A 21872-nucleotide genomic window follows, 5' to 3' on the forward strand; every position below is an offset into this window, starting at 1 on the left:
GGGCGTAAGTATTGAATTTATTTCAGATAGGCGAGTTTTACCCGCACCCACTACACAAAGAGCGTATCGACCGTTACCGAGCAAACAAGCGACTGTTTAAAGGCGACCATTACGGCGTGCTTGAACGAAAGGCGGCGCATCTGTCCGGACGACAGGCGAACCTTCTTTACATTACCGCAAATATCGCGGGCATTATCTGTAAGAAATCAGCAGACTTCCTTTTCGGCGAAACGCCCGTTTATAGCGCCGGTACGTCGAGTAATGCGCCGGAACAAGCTGTAATCGAACGTTTTGTTGACGAAAATGAGCTGAACATAACAAATTATGAATCGGCGCTAGGTAACTCATATCGCGGTGATTCATTTTACAAGATTCGCTGGGGGCAACGATACGCAGGATTATTACCTGTTGAATCCGACCCGTTTCGAATATTAATCGAAGCCCAAAACGCGGAATATGTCTTTCCGGAAACATCGCCAATGGATGGCAACACGATTATGGCGTATCACATCGCATACCCACAAGTGGTTGTAACGGAGAATCAGCAGAAGTTTTCACTAAATCCTCTCGAGTGGTTTCAAGCGGACAAATTCGGCAGTAACGAGGAATGGATTCTTAACGTCGAGTCGCACTATCCCGGCGTTATTAAGTACTCGAAGTACCGCATGAATCCGATAAGTTACGAGGCTTTTACAAACGAGGTTTCACAGTGGAAGATTTACGCGGAAATAACAGACGAGCGTCGCGAGGTATTAACAGGCGTGCCGTTTCCGTTAGTTGTACACGTCCCAAATTACGCAACTGACGATCATTGGGAAGGTATCGACGATTTAACGGAACATACCGCGATATTCGACGAAATTAACAACCGGCTTAGTAAAATCGCGGAAATTCTCGATAAGCACAGCGACCCAGCAATGGCGGTTCCGGCGGGGACGTTAGGTGAGGATGAAAACGGACAGCCGATATTCCACGCAGGTCGCGACAAGATTTTCGAAGTCATGGACAAAAGCGAAGTCATTCCGCAATACATTACGTGGAACGGACAGCTTGATGCTGCGTTTAAGGAACTCGAAAAGCTAGTCGATTTGCTCCTAATGAACGCGGAAATTCCTGCTGTTGCGCTAGGTAAAGATAACAGCGGAACGTCCGGCGCGTCCGGCTTGTCGGTAAAATGGCGCATGAACTCGTTACTAGCGAAGATTAATAGAAAGCGGCAATATTACGACAAAGGTTTGAAACGCGTTCTACTGATTGCGCAATTATTAGAACACGCGCAAAGTGACGAAAAACTAGACTACAAGGTTACGACGCCGATTATCCGATTCAAGGACGGCTTGCCTGACGATGATTTGGAGCAATCTACTATCGCGCAGATTCAAACGGGCGGCAAGGCAACCATTTCGCAACTGTCCGCAATTATGAATCTCCACGGCTATACCGAAGAACAAGCGCGTATTGAACTCGAACGTATTCGCGAGGAAGAGAAGGCGGAAGGGTTCGTTGAGTCGACCGTATTTAACGATGAAGGTGGCGATGCTTAATGCTGTTTCCTCCGGAGCCAAGTTACGACTATGACGTTAGAAAACTCGTAAAGTATTACGAAACTGCGGTTGAAGATATTTTGCGAGAGTTACACCGAATTGATTTAACGAATTTCCAACGAGCAAACGCAATAGCAACGCTAAAGTCAGTTGGGGAGATTCTAGCGGACCTTAACGGAAATGCAACCGAATGGGCGGGCGAAGCAATTACTAAAGCGGCGACAGATGGTATCGCCCGCACACTGATTACGTTAGGAGTCGCTGAAAACGCTCAACAGGCGCAGTCATTTCTACTATTCAATCGAATCAATCGAGAACTTGTCAAAGCGGCGACTGCAGATACGCAAGCCGATTTACTTGCAGTTACGCAGAATGTTGATCGAAAAGTACGAGCGGCTGTCAGGTTTGCTACGGCAGCAGCATTACGCAACAATTTACCAAAGGGTGTAAATGCGACAGCCTCAATACGTCAAGCCATTACGGCTGATTTACGTAAGAAACTAGGCGAATCAGTAGAAGTAGGCATTATTGACGCAGCAGGTAACAAGTGGAAACCGATAACGTATGTCGATATGATCGCCCGAACAAAGATGATGGAGGCGCACAAAGAGGCGACGGTTAATGAAGCGTTGTCGCGCGAAGTAATGTACGCGGTTATTAGCGCTCATGGAGCGAAGGACATGTGCCGGCTATACGAAGGGAAAGTCGTAAAACTAGACCCGAGTGCACCTGGCGATTATCCGTATTTATACAACTTACCAAGACGCGACATATTTCATCCGAATTGTAAGCATGTATTATCGCCAATCCGACGGCTCGATAGTTTGCCGGACGACTTGCTAGAACTAAATGGAATTTAACTAAACCAACTCCAAATCGTGTCGCACACGTTAAACGCGAAGGAGGAACGTTATGAAAACGAAACAATCGAAATTTTTATTGCCATTAAACATTCAATTATTCGCGGAAGAAGGTAGCGCTAACTCGTCCGACGGGACGTTAAACACGGGAGAACAGCAACCAAACACCGCCGGCGAAGTCTCGAAACAGCAATCGGACCATATGATTCCGAAAAGCCGTTTTGACGAGGTTAACCAACGATTTAAGGACGTCCAAGCACAGTTAGACCAAATACTCGCAGAAAAAGCAGCTGCGGAAAAGCAAGCGCAAGAAGAACAAGGCAAGTTCCAAGAACTATACGAAACTACTTCGAAAGAATTTACGCAAGTTAAGACGCAATACGAAAGCGTAGAAACACGCGCGAAAGAGTTAGAAGGCGTGATTAATAACTTAATTGAAACAAAGCTATCAACTATTCCGGAAGATTACCACGATCTGATTCCGAGCAATTTAACGCCGGAACAAAAACTCGATTGGATTAACAAAGCGGAAACGAAAGGTTTGTTCGGCAAGAAACAACAGCAGTCTATCGGAGAGGCTTCAAATCCAGCACACGCGCAGGCGTTCGACTTAAACGCGCTATCACCAGTTCAATTAATGAAAGCAGGCTATGGTTCAAAATAACCAAGCCTTTTTATTTTACAAAAACATTCAATTTAGGGGGAATTAACTCATGGCATTAACACTAACAGAAGCGGCTAAGTTGTCGCAAAATACGTTACAACGTGGCGTAATTGAAACATTCGCAAGGACTTCTTCTTTCCTAGAACTTTTACCGCAAATGGATATTAGCGGGAACGCATACGCATACAACCAAGAAGGAGCGTTGCCAGGTATCGGATTCCGTGATGTAAACGAAGGTTACACAGCGTCAGAGGGCGTAATCAATCCGCAATCAGAACGACTGTACATCGCAGGGGGCGACGTTGACGTTGACCGTTTTATCGTTCAAACACGTTCAAACGTAAACGATGTTCGCGCAATTCATACCGAAATGAAAGCGAAAGCTCTAGCGCTTGCTATCACGAACCAATACTTTAATGGTGATCAAGCAGTTAACGCGAAAGGATTCGACGGTTTGAAAAAGCGTCTAAGCGGAAAGCAAGTCATCGAAGCGGGCGCTGACGGTGCACAATTAACGATTACCATGCTTGACGAACTAATTGATGCTGTAGAAGGCGAGCCAGATGCCTTATTCGTATCGAAGGCTATGCGCCGTGAAATTAAGCGTGTAATTCAAAACCACAACGGTTACAGCGAAGGTCAATACGACGCGTTTGGTCGTCCGGTAATGTCTTACGGTGGAATCCAAATCCGTACGATCGAGGACGATAACACAGGCGCAGCAATCCTTGGATTTAACGAAACACAAGGAACTGCGGCTAATGCTGGCTCAATCTACGCGGTTAAGTTCGGACCGGAGCAATATGTGTCAGGTCTACAAAATGGCGGCGTAAGCGTGCGTGACCTTGGCGAACTAAACGAAAAACCAGTATTCCGTACTCGGATCGAATGGTACGCAGGTATGGCGGTATTCCATCCGAAAGCTGCGGCTCGTTTAAAGGGCGTACTAAAGGCGTAATTAACGGCGGGCTTCGGCTCGCCTTTATTCTAAAACGGAGGGGATAGCGTGAAATATAAAATTCTAACTCCAAACGAGCAATATAACGGAGTTACCGAAGGAGTCGCGTTCGCAAATGGCGTAGGCCATACGGACAGTGAATCGATCAAAAATGTACTTGTAAATGACTATGGCTATTCATGCGAGGTTGCGAAGCCAAAAACACAAACGGAGGCAAAGCCGAAAAAGGCCTCCGGAAAGTAGGAGGTGGCGCTAATGGCGCTTAGTATTTCGGACGCTGACGTTTATATTTCGGAAAATGTAATTGATACGGAAGATTGGACGGACTCGGACGTTGAGCGAAAGCAGCGGTTACTAAATGTCGCCAATCGGACGCTTGTAAAACGGTTTAAGCAATATACGATTCCCGACAACGCCGTCTACGAATTTTCGGCGTACTTGGCTGCGGCATTTAACGATACGTACAAGTTGCAACAATACGGCGTCAAGCAATTCTCAATCAAAGGTATCGCGTTCACATTCGACGGCTCGCTTGCGAAAGACCTAAACGCACTAATCCCGCAATCAGTATTCGACCTAGTAGGCGAGGCAAATGGCGTAGTTCTTTCAAGGCAGCGGGTCGGAAGGAGTGTACGCTAATGGCGATACTACCGTTAAAACAAACCGTCACTATTAAGCGAAAAGGTGAAACCGACCGTTGGGGCAACGTAGTCACGCCCGACATTGAATTTACGCTGAAATGCCGTGTGGATGACGGCGCAAAGCTAACTCGACGAACTTCGCAACAGCCAGGCGCAGTCCAAACGCTGTCGGAAGAAGTCGTTAGCTCGGCGCAAATCCTTTTCGATAAGTTCGCGGACATACATTTGACCGACGAAATTTTATATACGGACGAGTCCGGCAGCACTCGCGTTTACCTGCCAATTAACGTAAATCGTGTTCGAGGGCTGAACGGTAAAGCGGTGCTGACGGAGGTGCTTGTATAGATGGCGGGCAATTTTAAAATTGACTTCGACTTGACGCGGTTAGTTCGAGCGATTGAGCGAACGCCTGACGCTGCGGCTCGCGGTGCGACTATCGGCATGCGTGACGTAAAGGACGATTGGATGCGGGAGTCTCGCGACGTGGCTCCGTTAGACACCGGAAACCTACGTCGGCAAATTAGCGGAAAAGTAGAAGGTGCGGGACTTAATACCGTCGTAGAGATTGAAGCCAATGCGATGACTAGCCGTAACTTCAATTACGCGTACTACATTCACGAAGGCGGTATGGCGGCGGACGGCAAATCATTAAGGCATCCAGGCACGGTCGAAAAGTTTCTCGACGAGCCGGCGGAGCAAAACGAAGCACGTTGGAAAGCGATGGTCGAGCGCGAAATAGAAGAACATTTACGGCGAGAGGGGTGGTAGTTTGGCGTCAGTTATTAACGAAATCGAATCGCTTGCGGAATTTATCGAGCCATTATTCGCAGGCGCATCCGTGCATTATCAGCAAATTCCGGTCGAGCCGAAGGTTAACTCGTTGATTTTGCGATATTTATCAAGTAACAACGCAACTGAAACGAATTACCACTACCGTATTGATCGCGAATATCAAATTGTATACTTCGCGCAAAACGAGTTTGCTTGCCTGCAAAAGTTCGAACAGCTTGAACGAAAATTGAACGATGTTTTAGTAATACCGTTAAAAAACTCCGACCGTTATTTGCGATTGGAGTTTTTTTCATTCTCGCAGCCGTTTAAGACGGAGAGCGGGACGGTAACTGCGATACTTGGAATCCTGCGGGTTAGCCTACGTGAGCCACGTACGCAGAATCCGTACAACAAGATAGGCCAAGTGCATGCCGAAATTCGTTCGGAAATTGGCGTCACAGTAACAAAAACAAATTGTTAACAGGAGTGATATACATGGCGAATGGAGGTCAGTGGGACCCAACCAGTCTCCCGATTCGACCGGGATTATACATTAATTTTGTCGAAGCGGCACTCGCACAAATTACGGGCGGTGCGCGAGGTGTCGTAGCAATTCCGTTGTTTGAATACGGAACAGCGCCGGCAGGAAAATTTACGACAATTGAAACGGAAAAGCAAGCGACCGACTTGCTAGGCACGTCGCACAATGACGCGGTTCTACGCGCGCTGGCGGGAGGCGCCAAAGAGGTGCTAGTCTACACAGTTCCCGAAATATCGGCCGGTTATACTGCGGAACAGCAATTCATTGATTTGCGAGACGCTTTCGAAGCACGTCCTTTTAATATCTTCGTCTACCCTGGCGAAATTAGTCCGACGGAACAAGACGCAACGTTAGCGTGGTGTCAACGCAACCGCGAAGAGGGCAAGCACTTCATGGTTGTATTTGGTGGAACGGCTGTGGAAGATCAAGACCCTACGGTCGGCAACGCGCGCTCAATCCGATTAGCGGACCTTTACGCTGTCAACTTGATTACCGGCGTTGTTTTAGCGGACGGTAGCGAATTGACATCGGCAGAGTATTCGACGTATATCGCGGGTCTAATCGCAGGCACGCCGATTAACAAGTCGATTACCTACACAGACCTTCCGGTCGCTGACGTGACTAAGCGTCTACGTAACAGCGAAATTAACGCGGCATTAACTAGCGGGTCACTCGTCCTTGTGCATGACGGACGGAAAGTTAAAGTCGAGCAGGGTATCGTAACGGAGTCGAACGCAAGCAAGCGCGGTAAGATTCGTATTATTCGCGCGAGACAGGCGATTTCGACCGACGTGCCAGCGACGGCTTGCGATAACTATGTCGGAAAGATTGACAACAACGAGGATGGTCAAATGGCGTTAATTAACGCGATCAAAGCGTATCTTGAGCAACTTGAGATAAACAACGTATTAATTGCGCCGATTGTAACGCTCGACCCACAGCGACCAAGCGTAGGGGATAGCGTATTCTTGGCGATTAGCTACGTAGAAGTCGATTCAATGGAACGTATCTTCTTAACAATTAATGTGTAAGGATGGTGAATAACGCATGTTAGACGCAAGTAAAGTACTCAACGGCTCGTTTGGTAAAATGTTTCATGATGGCGAGTGGCTCACTAACGTAACTCAAGCGGAGGCAACAATCGACATCGGAAAAGAGGAAGTTAAACGCGCTGGTACGAGATGGGTCGGACATAAGACGGTAAGTTTAACAGGCAGCGGCTCAATGACAGGCTATAAAATTACCAACGCGCTGGCCAAACGAATCGCGCAAATAATGGATGATGACCAAGGTGTATTTGTAACGGAATTAACGATGAAACTAGACGACCCCGAAAACCATGAAGGTAAAACGTGGATTCGGCTAAAGGGTGTGCAATTCGACAGCATCCCTCTACTAAAATACGAGGTGGGTAGTATTGTAGAGGACGAACTGCCGTTCACGATTAGTGGCGCAGAATATCTCGACTAAAAAGCGGGCGGGTGTATGCCCGCCTTATTAAATTACGAAAGTATGAAAGGATGACGCAAATGAGCGTATTAGACGCGTTTTTAAAAGCTGACACTAACCTCGAAAATGACGTTTATATTAAACGATTAGATACACATATCCGTATTAAAGCAATTGGCGACGAAAAGTTCGACGAGTTGAAGGAGCAAGCTACGCATTTTACCGGAACAGGGAAAAACCGTGAATCGGTATTCAAAGAAGATGAATTTACGAACCTATTACTCATTGAATCATGCGTCAATATTGACTTTGGCGATTCGAAGCTAATGGAAAAGCACGGCGTGAAAAGTGCCGAAGCTTGTTTACGTAAAGCCCTTTTAACCGGCGAAATCCTTCGATTACAGTCCGCAATCCTATCGCTAAACGGATTTGATGATGACTCGGAATTGTTTGACGAAGCAAAAAACTAATTAAGGCGGGAGGCGAAGCGTGGTACTTACATCGCGCTTATCAAATACACCATATCCCGCCTGACGAAATATATGCAAAGCCGAAAAGAACGCGTTTTCTCATGTACGCGTCGGATGATTTATTTGCGGAAGAAATGAAGAAAGGAGGAAAAGCGTAATGGCGATTAATTTACAAGCAGTTCTACGGCTTGATGGAAGCCAGTTTGCGAACCAACTGCGCCAAGTTCAGCGTCAGGTCCAAATGGCAAACCGCGTAATGCAGGCGGCAAGTACGGTTAATACGCAGTTAAGCCAATCGATGCGTACGACTAGCGCTTCGGCGCGAACATTCACGACGACTCAAGCGCAACTTAGAAACGCGATTCTACGAAATCGAACGGCTACGGGACAATTGGCGACCGCCCAAGCGGGGCTACAACAACAAACACAGTCCGTCGCATCTAGCGTAACACAAGCTGCGAACTCTGCTCGTACTTTTACCGTTAGTCAAGCGCAGTTACGCAACGCAATCCAACGTAACCAATCGTCAACTGCGCAATTAAGTTCGACACAATCGCAATTAAACCAAAATACACACGCAGCGAGTAACGCCACACAACATCTTTCGCAAAACGTGTCACGGACGTCGTCGTCTTTTAATTCGATTGGTCGAACGATTGGCGGAGCGATTCGGGGCATTGGCAGTATGACAACGGCAGTCGTAGGGCTAGCGGGCGCATATGCCGGATTACGTGGCGCAGAAAAGGTGTTCAGTTCGACGATTGGCGAAGCGGCGAAATACGAACAGTCAAAGATCACGATTAGCGCAATGCTGAACGATGAAAAACTCGGCAAGGACTACATGAAGTTAGTCGATAGTTTCGCGATAGACTCGCCGATTATGGACTCGCAGCGGATGCTCGCTAACTCGAAATCCTTTCTAACGCAATCGAAGGACATGAAACAACTCGAAAAAATGTGGTCGTTAGCTGAACGTATGGCTGCGATTGACCCGTATCAAGGGGTCGAAGGTGCGGTATTCGCGTTGCGTGAAATGTTCTCCGGCGACGCAATTTCGATGGTTCGACGATTCGAAATGCCTAAGAAAGTCATGAACGAAATCAAGAAGATGGACTTAGCGGACCAATTAGTCGCGTTAGATAAGTATTTCAACAAAATCGGTATGACGCAAAGGCTTATCGATGACATGGGCGGAACAACTCTCGGAGTATGGGCGCAAATCAAAGAGCAGACAAACGTTATCCTGCGAACCATGGGTCAGCCTGCGCTAATGAAAATTAAGGAGTTCCTTAACGGCGTTAAAAGTGGGATGGCGTCAGTCAAAGAGGTCATAGCGAATCGGAACTTCTTCACGCCGGAGGAATTTAAGAAAAACCTCGATCGCGCGATGATGTTCGAACGTTTCAAGGAGACTGGAGCGAAAATTCTCGAAAATGTTGCGAGCGGCTTTATTAGTGCCACGAAGACTATTGGCGGATGGATTGAATCGATTCAGAAAAACGGTGATTTCCAAAAGCAGACGACACTATTCGGAAAGGTAAAATGGGTAATCGGCGACGTGTACGACAACTTTGTCGAGTGGCTTGACGGTGGCGGACGTGACAAAATCGCAAAGACGGTCAGCGATATGATTCAAATATTAACCGCGAGCGTTGAAGCGTCAGCGGAAAGCATTATAACTATCGGTACTCGAATCGGTAGCGGTATTTTTGAAGGGATTGCGTCGGGGTTAAAGAGTCAGCTGGACGAGTCGTGGATTGCGCAATTAATATCGGACCCGGTAGGCTTCGTTATTAAAAAAGCGACCTTCGGTAAAGTCGACCCGTACAAAGACCATCAAGCAGTACTTGATAAACTTGCGAAAAGTGACGCGGAACGAAAAGGACGAAGTCAGCCTAAAATTCGTACCACCGGAAATATACCGAAGAGAAACGGCGGACTTGACCGCGTACCATACAACGGCGCCTTGTACTCGTTACACAAAGACGAAATGGTACTTCCGCGTGGAGAAGCAGCAGCTTATCGAGAAGGTGGACGAAGTGGCGGCGGGGTGACAATCACGGGCAATACGTTTAATGTTCGCGAAGAATCTGACATCGACAAGATTGCGGAAGCGCTTTACATGAAAATTAACGGAGCAGTGGAGGCGGGTGCGTAATGGCGGTAGAGTTTTGGTTATCGTATAACAACGGCGCAGAAAAGTTACGACTGCCTGTCAACCCTGCAACGTTGAACGTAAAATCACCGTTCGAGAATACGGACATCAGCATTACTCATTTCGGCGAGTATACGGTAATTGGCGAGCGCGGCGCGGCGGAGTTTTCATTCGAATCGTTCTTTCCGAAGCACTATAACGAAACTTATTGCGAATATGCCAGTTTCCCAATGCCTTCGGAGTGTATACGGACAATTGAGAACTGGCGCGACAAACGGAAGCCGTTGCGATTTATCGTGACCGGTTCAAACGTAAACTATGCCGTCACTATTCGAGACTTTAGTTACGAAGTTCAGCGGGCAGGCAGTCCTGGCGACATTTATTATTCGCTGTCGCTAAAAGAATATCGATTTTTAGACACGGGCGCAACTCCGAAAGATGTGACGGCGAAACCGAAGGCTGCAGGCAAACAGCGACCACCGGTCATAAATAAAGGCGCAACTAAGCAGGCGCAAAGTTACACGGTTAAGTCCGGCGATTCACTGTCGAAAGTGTTTGGCAAGGACTGGCCGAAGATTTATGAAGCAAATCGGGCGGTTATCGGCAATAATCCGAATTTAATCTATCCGGGGCAAAAGTTGGTGATTCCGTCATGACACAAAAGTTACGCGTTATTTATTATCACAACAACATGGTTCGCGACCTTGCAGGACTTGTTAAAGACGTCGAAGTGAGTGGCGATACGGCGCAAGCTTTTCGCAGTTGTTCTATTTCGCTGAACAACACGCGCGACGGACGTAAGTACTCGATACTTTTCAAAAATGGCGGCGAGATTCGCGTCCATTACGGTAGTGTCGAAATCTTTCGCGGAATCCTATTCGGAACGTCAATCGACTCAACCGGCGCGCAGTCATTAATGGCGCATGATCCTAACGTTTACTTAACGAAGAATAGCGATACCGTGCGATTTACCGGCAAGACGGCTACGCAAATTCTATCGACCCTTTGCGGAAAGTACGGCATCCAAACGGGCGCGCTCGCCAACACACGCCATGTGATTCCGCGATTTATCGTGCGTGGAAAGACGTTGTATGACATCGTAGTTACCGCGCTAACTGAAACGCAAAAGGCGACAGGTAAACGCTATCGTTTTCGCAATATGGCTGGCAAGTTAGAACTTGTCGAGGTGACAGCGCAAACGAAACGGCTCGTCCTCGAAAACAAGCGCAACATAATCGACGCGTCATTTTCGGAATCGATTGACGAAGTGAAGACTCGCGTCAAATTGACGGGCGGCGACGAAAATAAGCCGGTCACATTCGAGGTTAGTTCGCCAAGTACGTCAAAGTACGGAATCATGCAACATTACGAGCATAAAAGCGACGTCAAGTCAGCGAAAGAATTAAAGCCGTTAGCCGACGCTTTGCTCGCCGAATTATCGAAACCGAAGCAAGAATTTAGCGTAACAGCTATCGGAGATATAGACGTAGTAAGCGCCACTTCCGTAGTAGCGGACGAAGCTATGACCGGCATCAAGGGCGTTTTTTATGTTGCGTCCGATTCGCATAGATTCGATGCATCCGGCTTGCATACTATGACGCTCCAATTAACGCGTGAACTTGAATTAACGCAAATTGAATATGAGCCACCGGTTGAACCAAAGCCGAAAAAGAAGAAGAAAAAGGAGGCGGAAAAGGATGACGAAGAGAGTTGACCACGAAGGAAGCGTGTACTCGAAGTTCGGGCAATTAATACGCGATGTCGGCTATTCCAAACCGGTAAACATCGAAATAGCAACGGTCGTCGAGGCGCCTCCTAATCTTCGATTAAAACTCGATGCGGACGGGCTAGAACTTGAAAAGGACGATTTAGTAGTCGCCGAACACTTGACGCGCCATGACCGTATTATTTCGATTAATTACGAGTATCCCAAAACGTGGAATATAGTCAGTGACATCGGCGACATGCAGAAAGATGCGGGGTCCTCGCGTAATAACATCAGCCATGCAGACTCCGTACCATACGAAAAGTTCTTAATGCAGAACGCAAAGCTAACGTTTGAGGATGTTTTAAAGCCGGGGGATCGTGTGATTGTCGCATGCTTAGACGAGGACATGATTTACGTCGTACTCGATAGGGCGGTGTGGTACTAGTGGCGGACTTAATGCCGAACAATCAACCGGAACTACTTGACGCATACTTAGACGCGGAAGCAAACGCCCAGCCCGAACCTTCGCTGACTTATCGTATTAATTTCGGTAACAGCCGACTAGGCGGCGGAATGGTCGACGAACTCGACGCAATAAAACAGTACGTAGTCAAAGCGATACTCACCTGTCGCGAGCATTTTCACATTTACTCGGACGATTACGGATGCGAGCTAGAGACGCTTATTGGTAGCGACGTGACCGAGGCTTTTATCCAATCGGAATTACCGCGAATGGTTCGCGAGGCAATTATATTTGACGATCGAATAATTGACGTAACAAACGTATCGGCGGAACGCGAGGGCGACGCCGTTTTTATTGTGGCTACCGTTGAGTCTATTTACGGAGAAGTCACGCAGGAGGTGACGATTTAATGGCGTATGAAACTCGAACAGCGTCCGCAATATTGGACGAAATGAAAGTGGTCGTACGTGACGACGTTGATAAACGCGAAGGGTCAGTCGTTCACGATATGCTAGCACCACCGGCGGAACAAATCGAAATGCTAGACTTCGAACTTGCAGCGATATACCTGAACGGTTTTGCAGACACGGCGGACTTGCCGTATTTAATACGAAGGGCTGCAGAAATGGGCGTCGATTGGAAAGACGCAGTTAAGGCGCAAGGGGTCGTTACAATCACGGGTACAGACGGTTTACTCGTGCCGGCAGGCTTTCGCGTTTATACGGACGCGGGCGTTTATTTTCAAACGATAGCAGACGCGACACTAAGCGGTGGCACAGCGACAGTTGCCGTCGAAGCGGTCGAAGGAGGTATCGCTGGCAATATTGGTCCTGCGGAAATTACGCAATATGAAAACACAGTCGCGGGCGTAACTGACGTTACTAATGCCGAAGTGTTCACTGGCGGAATTGACGCCGAGACGAAAGAATCGTTACTTGCGCGTTATTTACTAAAAGTTCGCAAGCCGATAACGTCGGGCAACGTTTATCACTACGAAAAGTGGGCGACAGATGTCGACGGCGTGGCAACTGCGAAAGTGTTTCCGTTACATGCGGGAGCCGGCACGGTCAAAGTCGTTGTGGTCGCGGCAAACGGTCGAGCGCCAACGCCGGACATTATCGCAAATGTGGCGGAACACATCGAGGCGGAGCGACCAATCGGCGCAACAGTGACCGTCGTGCCTGTCGTAGAAGTTGCGATTAATATTAGTGCAAAACTAACGCTTGCCGGAGACTTATTGCCAGTCGATGTGCTAGACGCGATTAAGACGTCAGTCGGCGCTTATTTGCTGACGGCGGCACAGTCGGGCATTGTCCGATATGCGCGCGTTGGCGAGGCGTTGCTTGAAGTTAACGGCGTACTAGATTACGAGTTACTAACGATTAACGACGCAACAGCAAACGTGCCTATTGCGGAAGATGCTGTCGCAGTAGTTGGCGAGGTGGTATTAACATGACGCGAGTTAAACGTGATTTAACGGATGCCCTGCCTCGGTACTACGACGACTCGCCCGAAGTCGAAGCGATTATGTCGGCAAACGCCGAGCAGGTCGATAAAACGCGGATAAAGGCACGGGCAACGACCGATCAGTTTTACGTCGGCACGGCAACAAACGGACTTGACGATTGGGAGCGCGTGCTTGACTTGCCGCCACGTCCGAACTCGTCGCTAGAGTTTCGCCGAAACCGCATTCTCGCGCGACTTAACGGAACAGCGCCGGCGACAGTCGCTTATTTGACAGACGTGGTAAACGCTTATGTAGCGGACAAATCAGCGCGAATAATCGAGTACAACGGCGAGTATCGATTCGAAGCGGAAATCCCATTGAGTGAAAATATTTCGTTTAACACATCGGAAATTCAAGAAGCTGTAAACGAGGTTAAGCCGGCGCATTTAGCATTCGATTTAGTCGGCTCTATTCGCGAAGGCATCGTGTTAACCGAATCAGCGTACACGTTTGAAGTGCCTTATCGCATATGCGACACGTTCCGAACGGACGATGCGCAAGGAATCGCTGACCGAGTCGAGGCTAAGTTAGGCGTGCAAGAGTACAATTTCGCGGTGAATTACCCGATATGCGGTGAATTTTATGCAAGCGAAACGGAGGCGATTTAATGGCAGTTACGGATTTATACGTAGACGAAACGCTTAATTACATGCGGACTTTGGCGAAAAAAGCGCAAGTGACGATTGACGGCGTTGAGCGCGAATACGAAATCTTTAAAACGCTAGTCGAGGGGCGAACGGTTAAACACTTCGTTTACTTAACGAATGAAACAGGCACGATTACAAACGCGAAATTGCAGGACGGACAAGGGCGCGATTTACAGCATCGAACGTACAACGTGCGAAAAGGTCCAGACGGCTTCGTGGTTGTGTTCGTTATTACTATCAGTATAAAGGAGGCGTAAGGATGACGACAAATCCGTACATCAAAACGGAGTGGTTCGACCATATTGTTGACGTTACGAACGGTCAAATCATACAGGACGGCACGCGGTTTAACGCAAGTCGCGCGAACAATATCGAAGAAGGCATATACGAAGCGTACAACTGGCTAGTCGAGCATGAAAATCGATTACTGCGCATGCAAGTGTTGCTCGAACTTGACGGACGGGCGCCGGGGAACAGCGGAGCATTTTCAGACACACTCGACGGCTCGACGAATAAATTGACGAAGCAAATCGCGATTGCGGATATTACGCAGGCAGTTTCGGCGGGGGCTACGGTGCTGACTGTCGATAACTCGATGGGGTTCGTACCATTTACGGAAGTGTCCGTCTACGACTCTACTAATCGCGAAGATGTACTCGTAACTGCGATAGATGAATCGAGTAAAACGGTGACGGTACAAGCGTTGACAAATGCGTATGTAAAGGGCGCGAAGATTGCGCGTTCAAATTCGAAAGTGGACGAGATTAACAAACGAATGCTGATCGGCGAATGGGGAACATTCAACGTGTCAGTTAGCGAGGTGATTTAGTAATGGCGTGGGAATCTGTAATTTCAATGTCAACGGGCACGCTGTACCCCTATAACTATGATTGGGAAAACTACAATTACAAATTGAAAAATACAAACCCCATCACAAATAGTTCTTCCCAGATACATTATATTACTGATGCAGTTTTGGGGAGTAGTAAGTTATTAACATTTATTAAAGGATTAGAGGAATACGCGCTTAATGGATTTCCTAGTGACGCTGTAAAGCCATTCACTATTTTTGCGGATACACCTTATATTGTTTTGCTTAGAGAACCAAAAAACGCAGCGCCAACCCTAACGTTAAACACGTCTGACAATCGTACGCTCTACGAAAACGACACGTTCCTAATTGACGGACAAGCAACTGACGCGGACAATGGAAACATCGTCAACGTAAAGTACTCGATTAACGGCGGCACGGCACGCGCGATTGCTACAGCGATTTCCAACGGCTCTGCACCAATTCCGTACAGCAAATCGCTGACGTTCAAAGGCGGAAAACTGTACGACGGCGAATCGCTAATCACCGAAGCACTCGGCGAAGGTACAGCGCACACGCTGAAAGTTTGGGCGGAGGATGACAAAGGCGGTAAATCGGCGGAACAAGTTCGCTCGTTTTACGTTGTGCCAAACCGACCGGCAACCTTAACGATTAACCCTGTCGAACAAAAAAGCGGACTCATTAACAACGATAGCATTACGATGACAGGCAGCGTAAATGACCCGGAATCTCAAAACGTAATCGTCAAGTACAAGATTGGCGGCGGTGAATTTATCGAGATTTATAACGGTCCGAGCGGTGCTTTTTCGTTTGACCTAAAACTTGCGGACTTAGCGGCGGGCGCGAATCAAATAACGCTTCAAGCGATCGATTCGTACAACTTCATTACGTCGAAAGCGCTGACGGTAACTAAGGCCGCCAACAATACGGCGTTGCTCGATTCAAATGTTCGCTACTCCGTTGTCCCTCCGAAAGGCACGGCGCAAGGCATTATCGTATGGGTTCAACGCGAAGTTGGCGACTTAACGGTTTCCGCAAACGTCTCCATGCGAATGAACGGCGAACAAGAATCGTTCCAAGCGATGACCCTTTCGAACACGGCGCCAGTTGCGGACGGCATCGTCGAGGACGAGTTTACGTTCGACGCAGGCTCGGCGAAGGAGCAAATCGTCATCGAATTGAACTTACATCGCGCAGACCCAACGTCAACAGCGGCGGTCAAACTTATTTCGGGGGTGCTTAACTAATGAGCGTATTATTGCGTAGAAAACGGCTGCCGGACGGTTCGTTCGGCGAGCTGGAAAAAGTATTCGAAGGCGAAACGGAGGCCGAAAAGCTTGCGCAACTCAAAGACGACTTAGATAACGCGATTATCGAATTGTCGATGTTAATTGCGATGCAACAAGGCGAAAGGAGTGGCGTTTAATGTTTACGGATAAATCAGCGGTAGTTAAAGCGTGGGTACGCAAAATCAACGAAGGGGCGGTGACATACGACGATGTGCCGGCTCTTTTTAATTTGCGCGACATTGTTGGCGATGTTTTGGACGTTAAGGAGGATGAGGCGAATGTTTAACGAAAACAGCGTAGTTGTAAAGGTGTGGTTTACGGCGGTACTCGCAGGCACTTACAAATATTCGGACGTGCCGAATTTGTCAAACTTGCGCGAGGAAGTCGGCAAAAAGTTAACGCAGATTGGTTACGACATTACCGAGCCGGCGGGGGTGTGATCGCGATGGACTTATCGAATCCGGACGTAATTAAATACCTTCTAACACAGGGGCCTTACGCAGTATTATTCGTCGGGCTCCTTATTTACGTAATGAAAACGAACAAGGAACGGGAGTCGCGATTACATGACTTACTCGACAAGTTTAGCGAAAAGTACGACGTGGTAATCGAAGAACTTCGCGGCATCAAATCGAAGCTAGGAGGCGATTAAATGACGCTGAAAATTATGCTAGATGCGGGGCACGGACCAAACACGCCAGGCAAGCGGTCGCCCGACGGCAGCCTGCGCGAGTTTCATTTTAACAGCCGTGTCGCCGACGTCATGCGAGCGGAGTTGGAAAAATACGAAGGGGTGACGGTCTATTTCGCGCATGAACAATTACGAGACGTGCCGTTAAAGGAACGGACGGACAGGGCGAACAAACTCGGCGTCGATGTATACGTAAGCCTTCACGCAAACGCAGGCGGTGGCACGGGCATTGAAACGTTCGTGCATCCGAAGAGTAGCGCTAAGTCTCGCGAAGTCGCGAAAGCTATTCAAGCTGCGCTAATTAAAGCGACGGGCATGGTCGACCGTGGCGTTAAGACTGCGGATTTTCACGTCTTGCGCGAAACGGACATGCCGGCGGTACTTATCGAGCATGGCTTTATGGACAACGCGGCAGACTTGCCGAAATTAAAGGACGACGCGTTTCGAGTGCTTTGTGCGAAGACAAACGTTAAGGCACTCACGCAAGTTTACGGACTAAAACGAAAAGGGGCGGAGCTAGTGGAGAACAACGACGTGGCGGGTCATTGGGCGGAGCAATCGATTAAAAAGGCGATTGCGAACGGAGTAATGTCGGGCTATCCTGACGGCACATTCGGCGTAAATAACCCGATGACACGAGCGCAATTTGTAGCGGTGCTTGACAAATTAGGACTACTCGACAGGGGGACGAAATAATGGCGAAACAATCGAAGCAAACGAAGTGGAAGAATTACGGGCTGTGGGTAGCGGTGGCTGCGTTGCTCGGCATGTTGTTACAGGACGCAGGCGTGGCGTTGTCGCCCGAAAAGTATCAAAGCTATGTTGACGCGGTGCTAACGATTCTTATTCTCGCGGGCATCGTCAGCAATCCGGCGGTTGGCAAGTGGTTCAAGGACGGCAAGAAGGACGAATAAAAACGAAATAAAACGCAGTAATAGCGAATCCTATCGTTTATTACTGCGTATACATATATAGGGAATACATGCTATAATTAGGAAATATTACATATGGGATGGTGGCTTTTAAATGAGGGTAAATGTTGGAATTATCACGGTTATACTTCTATTATTAAGCGCATGCTCCACTCAGGATATAGAAACCTCGTCGAAACTGGCAGAGGTTGAGAATGAGAAGGTAGAAAAATCGGAAGAAGAAAACGACATTATCTATAAAGTCGGGTGGAGTGACGATAAGTCAGGCGTCATAACAACCATCGACCATGTTGTTATTGAAGAGCAAGAAGATACGTTAAACGGTGAGACATTTAATGCGCTATTCGTTCATTTTAAAATTCAAAACACAGCTGATGAGCCGTTAACTACCTATCCCAATCAAGGAAAGTTAGTTATAGGAGAAACGCAAATTAGTGCGGACATGTTAGGAAGCGACGACATAGGAGGCGAGCTCCTTAATGAGGTAACCAAAGAGGGGTATATTGCATTTGCGTTGCCGGAAAATATAAAAGCTGACGCATTAGGTGAAATCCGACTAGTATGGTCGCATTACGCCGACCTACTTAACGATAATAAATACGACGTAACCTTAAAACTAAGTAAACTAACGCCCTAACCTTCGTGGTTGGGGCGTTTTTTTGTGTTAGATATATTTTATTTAATTATTTATAATTTTACATTCCGAAATAATCGTCCGGAGGCACGTCATGCCCCAGCGCCTTGATCGCGCGTTTTACCTTCTGAACGGTTTCAAACTTCGGTCTGTAGTCGAAATCATTACATAAGCGGCTGATTGTCGCACGCCCTAGCTTCGCTTTTTCCTCGATCTCTATTTGCGCTATTCCCTTCCGATCAATCCAACGGCCAAACTTCGTCCTACGTTTACCTAGTCCAAACATTCGCGTCACTCCTAGCGTTTTTAGGAGTAGTCTCGTCCAAAAAGTCCGTTTTTAAACATCGTGCAAAAAACAGACATAACGGACAATCAGCGCACCATACCTTTTACTATTCCGAATAAAATTCCTGCCTAGAATTGCGAAAGGAATAGCGGAAACTCTTACGCATCAATAGTCGTAAGCTTGTCCGTTTCCTTCCTTTTCGCTGGGACTATTCTATGAATAAAAGGTGGTGTTGCTTATGTTGTTCGAAGTGCTTTCGTCGGTTGTGGTCGGTGGGCTTGTCGGCGCGTCCTACTTACACCAACTCGGACTAGGCGGTAATGACACGCGAAACATTATCCGAATTGCGGCAAACGCAGGACTTGTCGCAAAAGACGGTACGCAGATACGTCCTTTTCGCCGGACAAATAAAGGTGCTTTCGTTGAATACGTGTTTCAGCTTCCGCAAGGTCTATCGTCGCAACAATTCCGTGATAAATTAGACCGATTCCAGGACGGACTAAACGCAAAACGACGTGTACTCGATGTTTCGATGGCGGACTTGCGAGTGATTAACTGGCGAAGTCGTGACGTTGTTTCGCAACTCCGGGAACTAGCGTCGAGAAAGAAAACGGAACATAAGGAGGTTGAAATCGAGTTTGACGGCATGTTGAAATTTCGCGTTTATAAGGAGCCATTAACGGAGTTCTTCGAAATAGACGAATCGCTTTTCGCATCATTAAAAGGATGGCAAGTTCCCGCGGGCATGAGTCGGCAAGGGTTGTTAAAGCATGACTTCGATAAAATCGCGCACAGTTTAATTGGAGGTTCGACCGACTTCGGAAAGTCCAACGTTTTAAAACTATGGATTACGACGCTCATTCACCGCAAGCCTAACGATGTTAAATTTACGCTAATCGACCTAAAGGGCGGGCTGTCATTTTCACGCTTTCGCAAAGCTAAACAGGTCGAAATTGTTGCGAAGAATGCGGAAGAAGCGCTCGAAGCATTGCAAGCCGTTCAAGAACGCATGAATAAAACGATGGACTATCTCGAAGCAAACGGATTCGAGGACGTAAAGGAGGCCGGCATAAAAGAACGCTATTTCACGTTTATTGACGAAGCCGCCGACATCGCAGACGATTCAAATTGCGTTGATATAATAATCGACATCGCAAGACGCGGAAGGGCAGCGGGCGAGCGTTTGGTTTACGCGACACAATATCCTACGGCTGAAACGATCGACTCGCAAATTAAACGAAATTGTATCGGACGTCTATGCTTCGTTCTTGATACTGGGATTGCGAGTAAGGTCGTTATCGACCAAGAAGGTGCAGAGAAGTTGCCGTTAGTTCAAGGGCGGGCAATTTATAAGAAGGTAAAATGTACGGAAATTCAAACGCCTTATATTAGTAATAAAACGATTGATCGCATTATCGGGCCACACATTACGTTCAAGTCACGCAAGGAGGATGATACGAATGCAAGCAACGGTAGCAAAAGAGCAGCGCCAGGAAAACATTCTCTTGTCGTTGAAGAAATTGGGCTTTCTTAGTAGGTCGCAAATTCAGCGATTACACAGACTCGGAGGCGACCGAAACGCTAACCGAATATTAAGCGATATGAGCGATTATCTGAATACGGTTAGGCTAGGCGAAAACATCTACTACTTGAACGCTACTGGACGTGAGCGCGTCGGAGCATCGAAAGTATTAAAAAAGACGCATCAAATAACGCATCATCTAATGCGAAATAGTCTTTATTTGGCGCACGGTTGCCCGTCGACATGGAAAAGCGAAGTTAAATTAGCTGTCAAGAATGAAGTAACAGTGATTGCAGACGCCATATTCACGATGGCAGGTCGTTATTATATTTGCGAAGTTGATAACGCGCAGAAAATGAACGAAAACAGGGCGAAACTAGCAAAGTATCGCAGGCTATTCGAATTGGGCGTATTTGAAAGGTCACCGAAGTTTATTTGGATTACGACGACGGAGTACCGCCGGAAGCAGTTAGCGAAAATATGTGAAGGTTTTGACGCGAGAATTTATACGAGAGGTGATTTCGATGTTTAAGCGTAAAGTTGAAACGATGTCCGTTAAGGAGTTTTTGAGCCGGAGTGATTTAACATCAGTGCAGAATTGCACTAAAGTTAGCGAGCACGTACTCGCATTTGATAAGCGCAAAGGGTACTTCGGAGTACCGGTTAAACCAATCGTCAAAGCCTGCGTAACTGCTGGCGTCATTGTCCTGTCGCTATCATTTGGCGATGTATCGCTCGCTGCAGCCGGTGCGGTCAACGGAGCAGTCACCGCGAAAGTAGTCGGAGCGTTCGCGCCACTTGTCGAGTTGGTCAAGGCGTTGAGTTATCCGATTTCGCTCGTTATGATGCTTGGCGGCGGGTTATTCGTGATGGTCGGTAATGCGGACCGTGGCTTCGGAATGATTCAAAAAGCCGGGCTGGGCTACGTGTTGGTGCAAATGCTTCCGTTGTTGATGGACTTACTAGTCGAGATTGCGAAGTCGTTGTAAAAGAACGTTTGTTCGCGTATAATATACGTAAAACTAATCGGAGGTACTGCGAATGTTAAAAGAACGCGGCATGAAGAAGTGGCAGGGCTTTATACTACCGGAGCAAGTCGAAGCGATGGCGTGGCTTGCCGACGAAATGGCGAAAGTTGATAAGCCGGTTGTCGACGAATACCAGCGTATCGATTTCGACTCGCGCGTCGATTTCGCCATGGAGTTCAACTTGCCGGTGGAATTTACGGTGTGGACTGCGGGAAGATTTTCGAAAGTAAACGGGTGGGTGAAGTACGTTGATATGATTGCGCAACAGTTTCGCGTAAAA

Annotated in this window: 34 protein-coding genes; 33 read left to right on the top strand and 1 reads right to left on the bottom strand. The window is 47.7% G+C overall.

Going from position 1 to position 21872, the window contains the following annotated elements:
* Positions 1 to 11: 11 nt before the first annotated feature.
* The 29 genes from C1726_RS00185 (at position 12) to C1726_RS00315 (ending at position 18759) form a co-directional block, all read left to right on the top strand.
* Positions 12 to 1544 (top strand): phage portal protein, encoded by a 1533-nt coding sequence (locus C1726_RS00185; RefSeq protein WP_102271297.1) that lies wholly within the window; start codon positions 12 to 14, stop codon positions 1542 to 1544.
* Between the two features lie 80 nt (positions 1545 to 1624).
* Positions 1625 to 2404 (top strand): phage minor capsid protein, encoded by a 780-nt coding sequence (locus C1726_RS00190; RefSeq protein ID WP_322090952.1) that lies wholly within the window; start codon positions 1625 to 1627, stop codon positions 2402 to 2404.
* A gap of 52 nt (positions 2405 to 2456) precedes the next feature.
* Positions 2457 to 3068, top strand: a complete 612-nt coding sequence (locus C1726_RS00195) for a hypothetical protein (protein WP_180968052.1) — start codon at positions 2457 to 2459, stop codon at positions 3066 to 3068.
* Between the two features lie 49 nt (positions 3069 to 3117).
* Positions 3118 to 4026 carry a major capsid protein gene (locus tag C1726_RS00200; RefSeq protein WP_102271299.1) on the top strand — a complete coding sequence of 303 codons (909 nt, stop codon included), beginning with the start codon at positions 3118 to 3120 and terminating at the stop codon, positions 4024 to 4026.
* 48 nt (positions 4027 to 4074) lie between these two features.
* The gene (locus C1726_RS00205; protein WP_102271300.1) at positions 4075 to 4269 is read left to right on the top strand and encodes a hypothetical protein; all 195 of its coding nucleotides are present in this window, start codon (positions 4075 to 4077) and stop codon (positions 4267 to 4269) included.
* 12 nt (positions 4270 to 4281) lie between these two features.
* Positions 4282 to 4665 (top strand): hypothetical protein, encoded by a 384-nt coding sequence (locus C1726_RS00210; RefSeq protein WP_102271301.1) that lies wholly within the window; start codon positions 4282 to 4284, stop codon positions 4663 to 4665.
* Positions 4665 to 5012, top strand: coding sequence for a hypothetical protein (locus C1726_RS00215; protein WP_102271302.1), 348 nt, complete (start codon positions 4665 to 4667; stop codon positions 5010 to 5012). Before C1726_RS00210 ends, C1726_RS00215 begins: the two co-directional genes overlap by 1 nt.
* Positions 5013 to 5435, top strand: a complete 423-nt coding sequence (locus C1726_RS00220) for a hypothetical protein (RefSeq protein ID WP_102271303.1) — start codon at positions 5013 to 5015, stop codon at positions 5433 to 5435. It begins immediately after the preceding gene.
* A 1-nt stretch (position 5436) separates the two neighbouring features.
* Positions 5437 to 5919, top strand: a complete 483-nt coding sequence (locus C1726_RS00225) for a hypothetical protein (protein WP_102271304.1) — start codon at positions 5437 to 5439, stop codon at positions 5917 to 5919.
* A gap of 14 nt (positions 5920 to 5933) precedes the next feature.
* Positions 5934 to 7010, top strand: a complete 1077-nt coding sequence (locus C1726_RS00230) for a phage tail sheath subtilisin-like domain-containing protein (RefSeq protein WP_102271305.1) — start codon at positions 5934 to 5936, stop codon at positions 7008 to 7010.
* Positions 7011 to 7026: 16 nt separating this feature from the next.
* Positions 7027 to 7449 (top strand): phage tail tube protein, encoded by a 423-nt coding sequence (locus tag C1726_RS00235; protein WP_102271306.1) that lies wholly within the window; start codon positions 7027 to 7029, stop codon positions 7447 to 7449.
* A gap of 59 nt (positions 7450 to 7508) precedes the next feature.
* On the top strand, positions 7509 to 7898 hold the full coding sequence (locus tag C1726_RS00240) for a phage tail assembly chaperone (RefSeq protein WP_180968053.1): 390 nt from the start codon (positions 7509 to 7511) through the stop codon (positions 7896 to 7898).
* 157 nt (positions 7899 to 8055) lie between these two features.
* Positions 8056 to 10056: a methyl-accepting chemotaxis protein gene (locus C1726_RS00245; protein WP_102271308.1), complete on the top strand. Its 2001-nt coding sequence runs from the start codon at positions 8056 to 8058 to the stop codon at positions 10054 to 10056.
* Positions 10056 to 10709: a LysM peptidoglycan-binding domain-containing protein gene (locus tag C1726_RS00250; RefSeq protein ID WP_102271309.1), complete on the top strand. Its 654-nt coding sequence runs from the start codon at positions 10056 to 10058 to the stop codon at positions 10707 to 10709. The genes C1726_RS00245 and C1726_RS00250 overlap by 1 nt, the downstream gene beginning before the upstream one ends.
* On the top strand, positions 10706 to 11767 hold the full coding sequence (locus C1726_RS00255) for an XkdQ/YqbQ family protein (protein WP_102271310.1): 1062 nt from the start codon (positions 10706 to 10708) through the stop codon (positions 11765 to 11767). Before C1726_RS00250 ends, C1726_RS00255 begins: the two co-directional genes overlap by 4 nt.
* Complete coding sequence (locus tag C1726_RS00260) at positions 11751 to 12206, top strand: DUF2577 domain-containing protein (protein WP_180968054.1); 456 nt, start codon at positions 11751 to 11753, stop codon at positions 12204 to 12206. The genes C1726_RS00255 and C1726_RS00260 overlap by 17 nt, the downstream gene beginning before the upstream one ends.
* Before the next feature lie 11 nt (positions 12207 to 12217).
* Positions 12218 to 12634, top strand: a complete 417-nt coding sequence (locus tag C1726_RS00265; protein ID WP_142385046.1) for a DUF2634 domain-containing protein — start codon at positions 12218 to 12220, stop codon at positions 12632 to 12634.
* Positions 12634 to 13680 carry a baseplate J/gp47 family protein gene (locus C1726_RS00270; RefSeq protein WP_102271313.1) on the top strand — a complete coding sequence of 349 codons (1047 nt, stop codon included), beginning with the start codon at positions 12634 to 12636 and terminating at the stop codon, positions 13678 to 13680. Before C1726_RS00265 ends, C1726_RS00270 begins: the two co-directional genes overlap by 1 nt.
* Positions 13677 to 14339, top strand: coding sequence for a putative phage tail protein (locus C1726_RS00275; RefSeq protein ID WP_102271314.1), 663 nt, complete (start codon positions 13677 to 13679; stop codon positions 14337 to 14339). Before C1726_RS00270 ends, C1726_RS00275 begins: the two co-directional genes overlap by 4 nt.
* A complete protein-coding gene (locus C1726_RS00280; RefSeq protein WP_102271315.1) occupies positions 14339 to 14635 on the top strand; it encodes a hypothetical protein in 297 nt (98 codons plus the stop codon). The genes C1726_RS00275 and C1726_RS00280 overlap by 1 nt, the downstream gene beginning before the upstream one ends.
* Positions 14636 to 14637: 2 nt before the next feature.
* A complete protein-coding gene (locus tag C1726_RS00285) occupies positions 14638 to 15207 on the top strand; it encodes a hypothetical protein (protein ID WP_102271316.1) in 570 nt (189 codons plus the stop codon).
* A gap of 2 nt (positions 15208 to 15209) precedes the next feature.
* Complete coding sequence (locus C1726_RS00290) at positions 15210 to 16457, top strand: hypothetical protein (protein ID WP_102271317.1); 1248 nt, start codon at positions 15210 to 15212, stop codon at positions 16455 to 16457.
* Complete coding sequence (locus C1726_RS00295; protein WP_102271318.1) at positions 16457 to 16636, top strand: hypothetical protein; 180 nt, start codon at positions 16457 to 16459, stop codon at positions 16634 to 16636. The genes C1726_RS00290 and C1726_RS00295 overlap by 1 nt, the downstream gene beginning before the upstream one ends.
* Positions 16636 to 16785, top strand: a complete 150-nt coding sequence (locus C1726_RS26000; RefSeq protein WP_180968055.1) for a hypothetical protein — start codon at positions 16636 to 16638, stop codon at positions 16783 to 16785. Before C1726_RS00295 ends, C1726_RS26000 begins: the two co-directional genes overlap by 1 nt.
* Positions 16778 to 16939, top strand: coding sequence for a hypothetical protein (locus C1726_RS26005; protein WP_180968056.1), 162 nt, complete (start codon positions 16778 to 16780; stop codon positions 16937 to 16939). Before C1726_RS26000 ends, C1726_RS26005 begins: the two co-directional genes overlap by 8 nt.
* Positions 16940 to 16944: 5 nt before the next feature.
* Positions 16945 to 17151 carry a BhlA/UviB family holin-like peptide gene (locus C1726_RS00300; protein ID WP_102271319.1) on the top strand — a complete coding sequence of 69 codons (207 nt, stop codon included), beginning with the start codon at positions 16945 to 16947 and terminating at the stop codon, positions 17149 to 17151.
* Positions 17152 to 17886, top strand: coding sequence for an N-acetylmuramoyl-L-alanine amidase (locus C1726_RS00305; RefSeq protein WP_180968057.1), 735 nt, complete (start codon positions 17152 to 17154; stop codon positions 17884 to 17886). It abuts the gene before it with no gap.
* Positions 17886 to 18104 (top strand): holin, encoded by a 219-nt coding sequence (locus C1726_RS00310; protein WP_102271320.1) that lies wholly within the window; start codon positions 17886 to 17888, stop codon positions 18102 to 18104. The genes C1726_RS00305 and C1726_RS00310 overlap by 1 nt, the downstream gene beginning before the upstream one ends.
* Before the next feature lie 112 nt (positions 18105 to 18216).
* Positions 18217 to 18759 (top strand): DUF4352 domain-containing protein, encoded by a 543-nt coding sequence (locus C1726_RS00315; RefSeq protein WP_102271321.1) that lies wholly within the window; start codon positions 18217 to 18219, stop codon positions 18757 to 18759.
* A 58-nt stretch (positions 18760 to 18817) separates the two neighbouring features.
* Here the strand turns inward: C1726_RS00315 and C1726_RS00320 are convergent, their stop codons facing one another.
* On the bottom strand, positions 18818 to 19042 hold the full coding sequence (locus C1726_RS00320) for a helix-turn-helix domain-containing protein (RefSeq protein ID WP_102271322.1): 225 nt from the start codon (positions 19040 to 19042) through the stop codon (positions 18818 to 18820).
* Positions 19043 to 19280: 238 nt separating this feature from the next.
* On the opposite strand from C1726_RS00320, the gene C1726_RS00325 reads away from it, so the two are divergent.
* The 4 genes from C1726_RS00325 to C1726_RS00340 form a co-directional block, all read left to right on the top strand.
* Positions 19281 to 20576 carry an FtsK/SpoIIIE domain-containing protein gene (locus C1726_RS00325; protein WP_102271323.1) on the top strand — a complete coding sequence of 432 codons (1296 nt, stop codon included), beginning with the start codon at positions 19281 to 19283 and terminating at the stop codon, positions 20574 to 20576.
* Positions 20503 to 21096, top strand: coding sequence for a replication-relaxation family protein (locus C1726_RS00330; protein WP_102271324.1), 594 nt, complete (start codon positions 20503 to 20505; stop codon positions 21094 to 21096). The genes C1726_RS00325 and C1726_RS00330 overlap by 74 nt, the downstream gene beginning before the upstream one ends.
* Entirely contained in the window at positions 21089 to 21553 is a 465-nt protein-coding gene (locus tag C1726_RS00335) for a hypothetical protein (RefSeq protein ID WP_102271325.1), read from the top strand. Before C1726_RS00330 ends, C1726_RS00335 begins: the two co-directional genes overlap by 8 nt.
* A 52-nt stretch (positions 21554 to 21605) precedes the next feature.
* The coding region (locus C1726_RS00340) for a YolD-like family protein (RefSeq protein ID WP_102271326.1) at positions 21606 to 21872 on the top strand (267 nt) is incomplete at its 3' end.

Origin of the sequence: Cytobacillus massiliigabonensis (genome assembly GCF_900199725.1) — a bacterium.
In the GTDB taxonomy this organism is placed as follows: Bacteria; Bacillota; Bacilli; order Bacillales; family Cytobacillaceae; genus Cytobacillus; species Cytobacillus massiliigabonensis.

Coding starts and splice junctions, on each gene's coding strand:
- C1726_RS00195 (WP_180968052.1), top strand. CDS start 2,457: ATGAAAACGAAACAATCGAAATTTTTATTGCCATTAAACATTCAATTA.
- C1726_RS00200 (WP_102271299.1), top strand. CDS start 3,118: ATGGCATTAACACTAACAGAAGCGGCTAAGTTGTCGCAAAATACGTTA.
- C1726_RS00210 (WP_102271301.1), top strand. CDS start 4,282: ATGGCGCTTAGTATTTCGGACGCTGACGTTTATATTTCGGAAAATGTA.
- C1726_RS00215 (WP_102271302.1), top strand. CDS start 4,665: ATGGCGATACTACCGTTAAAACAAACCGTCACTATTAAGCGAAAAGGT.
- C1726_RS00220 (WP_102271303.1), top strand. CDS start 5,013: ATGGCGGGCAATTTTAAAATTGACTTCGACTTGACGCGGTTAGTTCGA.
- C1726_RS00230 (WP_102271305.1), top strand. CDS start 5,934: ATGGCGAATGGAGGTCAGTGGGACCCAACCAGTCTCCCGATTCGACCG.
- C1726_RS00235 (WP_102271306.1), top strand. CDS start 7,027: ATGTTAGACGCAAGTAAAGTACTCAACGGCTCGTTTGGTAAAATGTTT.
- C1726_RS00240 (WP_180968053.1), top strand. CDS start 7,509: ATGAGCGTATTAGACGCGTTTTTAAAAGCTGACACTAACCTCGAAAAT.
- C1726_RS00245 (WP_102271308.1), top strand. CDS start 8,056: ATGGCGATTAATTTACAAGCAGTTCTACGGCTTGATGGAAGCCAGTTT.
- C1726_RS00250 (WP_102271309.1), top strand. CDS start 10,056: ATGGCGGTAGAGTTTTGGTTATCGTATAACAACGGCGCAGAAAAGTTA.
- C1726_RS00255 (WP_102271310.1), top strand. CDS start 10,706: ATGACACAAAAGTTACGCGTTATTTATTATCACAACAACATGGTTCGC.
- C1726_RS00260 (WP_180968054.1), top strand. CDS start 11,751: ATGACGAAGAGAGTTGACCACGAAGGAAGCGTGTACTCGAAGTTCGGG.
- C1726_RS00265 (WP_142385046.1), top strand. CDS start 12,218: ATGCCGAACAATCAACCGGAACTACTTGACGCATACTTAGACGCGGAA.
- C1726_RS00270 (WP_102271313.1), top strand. CDS start 12,634: ATGGCGTATGAAACTCGAACAGCGTCCGCAATATTGGACGAAATGAAA.
- C1726_RS00275 (WP_102271314.1), top strand. CDS start 13,677: ATGACGCGAGTTAAACGTGATTTAACGGATGCCCTGCCTCGGTACTAC.
- C1726_RS00280 (WP_102271315.1), top strand. CDS start 14,339: ATGGCAGTTACGGATTTATACGTAGACGAAACGCTTAATTACATGCGG.
- C1726_RS00285 (WP_102271316.1), top strand. CDS start 14,638: ATGACGACAAATCCGTACATCAAAACGGAGTGGTTCGACCATATTGTT.
- C1726_RS00290 (WP_102271317.1), top strand. CDS start 15,210: ATGGCGTGGGAATCTGTAATTTCAATGTCAACGGGCACGCTGTACCCC.
- C1726_RS00295 (WP_102271318.1), top strand. CDS start 16,457: ATGAGCGTATTATTGCGTAGAAAACGGCTGCCGGACGGTTCGTTCGGC.
- C1726_RS26000 (WP_180968055.1), top strand. CDS start 16,636: ATGTTTACGGATAAATCAGCGGTAGTTAAAGCGTGGGTACGCAAAATC.
- C1726_RS26005 (WP_180968056.1), top strand. CDS start 16,778: ATGTTTAACGAAAACAGCGTAGTTGTAAAGGTGTGGTTTACGGCGGTA.
- C1726_RS00300 (WP_102271319.1), top strand. CDS start 16,945: ATGGACTTATCGAATCCGGACGTAATTAAATACCTTCTAACACAGGGG.
- C1726_RS00305 (WP_180968057.1), top strand. CDS start 17,152: ATGACGCTGAAAATTATGCTAGATGCGGGGCACGGACCAAACACGCCA.
- C1726_RS00310 (WP_102271320.1), top strand. CDS start 17,886: ATGGCGAAACAATCGAAGCAAACGAAGTGGAAGAATTACGGGCTGTGG.
- C1726_RS00315 (WP_102271321.1), top strand. CDS start 18,217: ATGAGGGTAAATGTTGGAATTATCACGGTTATACTTCTATTATTAAGC.
- C1726_RS00320 (WP_102271322.1), bottom strand. CDS start 19,042: ATGTTTGGACTAGGTAAACGTAGGACGAAGTTTGGCCGTTGGATTGAT.
- C1726_RS00325 (WP_102271323.1), top strand. CDS start 19,281: ATGTTGTTCGAAGTGCTTTCGTCGGTTGTGGTCGGTGGGCTTGTCGGC.
- C1726_RS00330 (WP_102271324.1), top strand. CDS start 20,503: ATGCAAGCAACGGTAGCAAAAGAGCAGCGCCAGGAAAACATTCTCTTG.
- C1726_RS00335 (WP_102271325.1), top strand. CDS start 21,089: ATGTTTAAGCGTAAAGTTGAAACGATGTCCGTTAAGGAGTTTTTGAGC.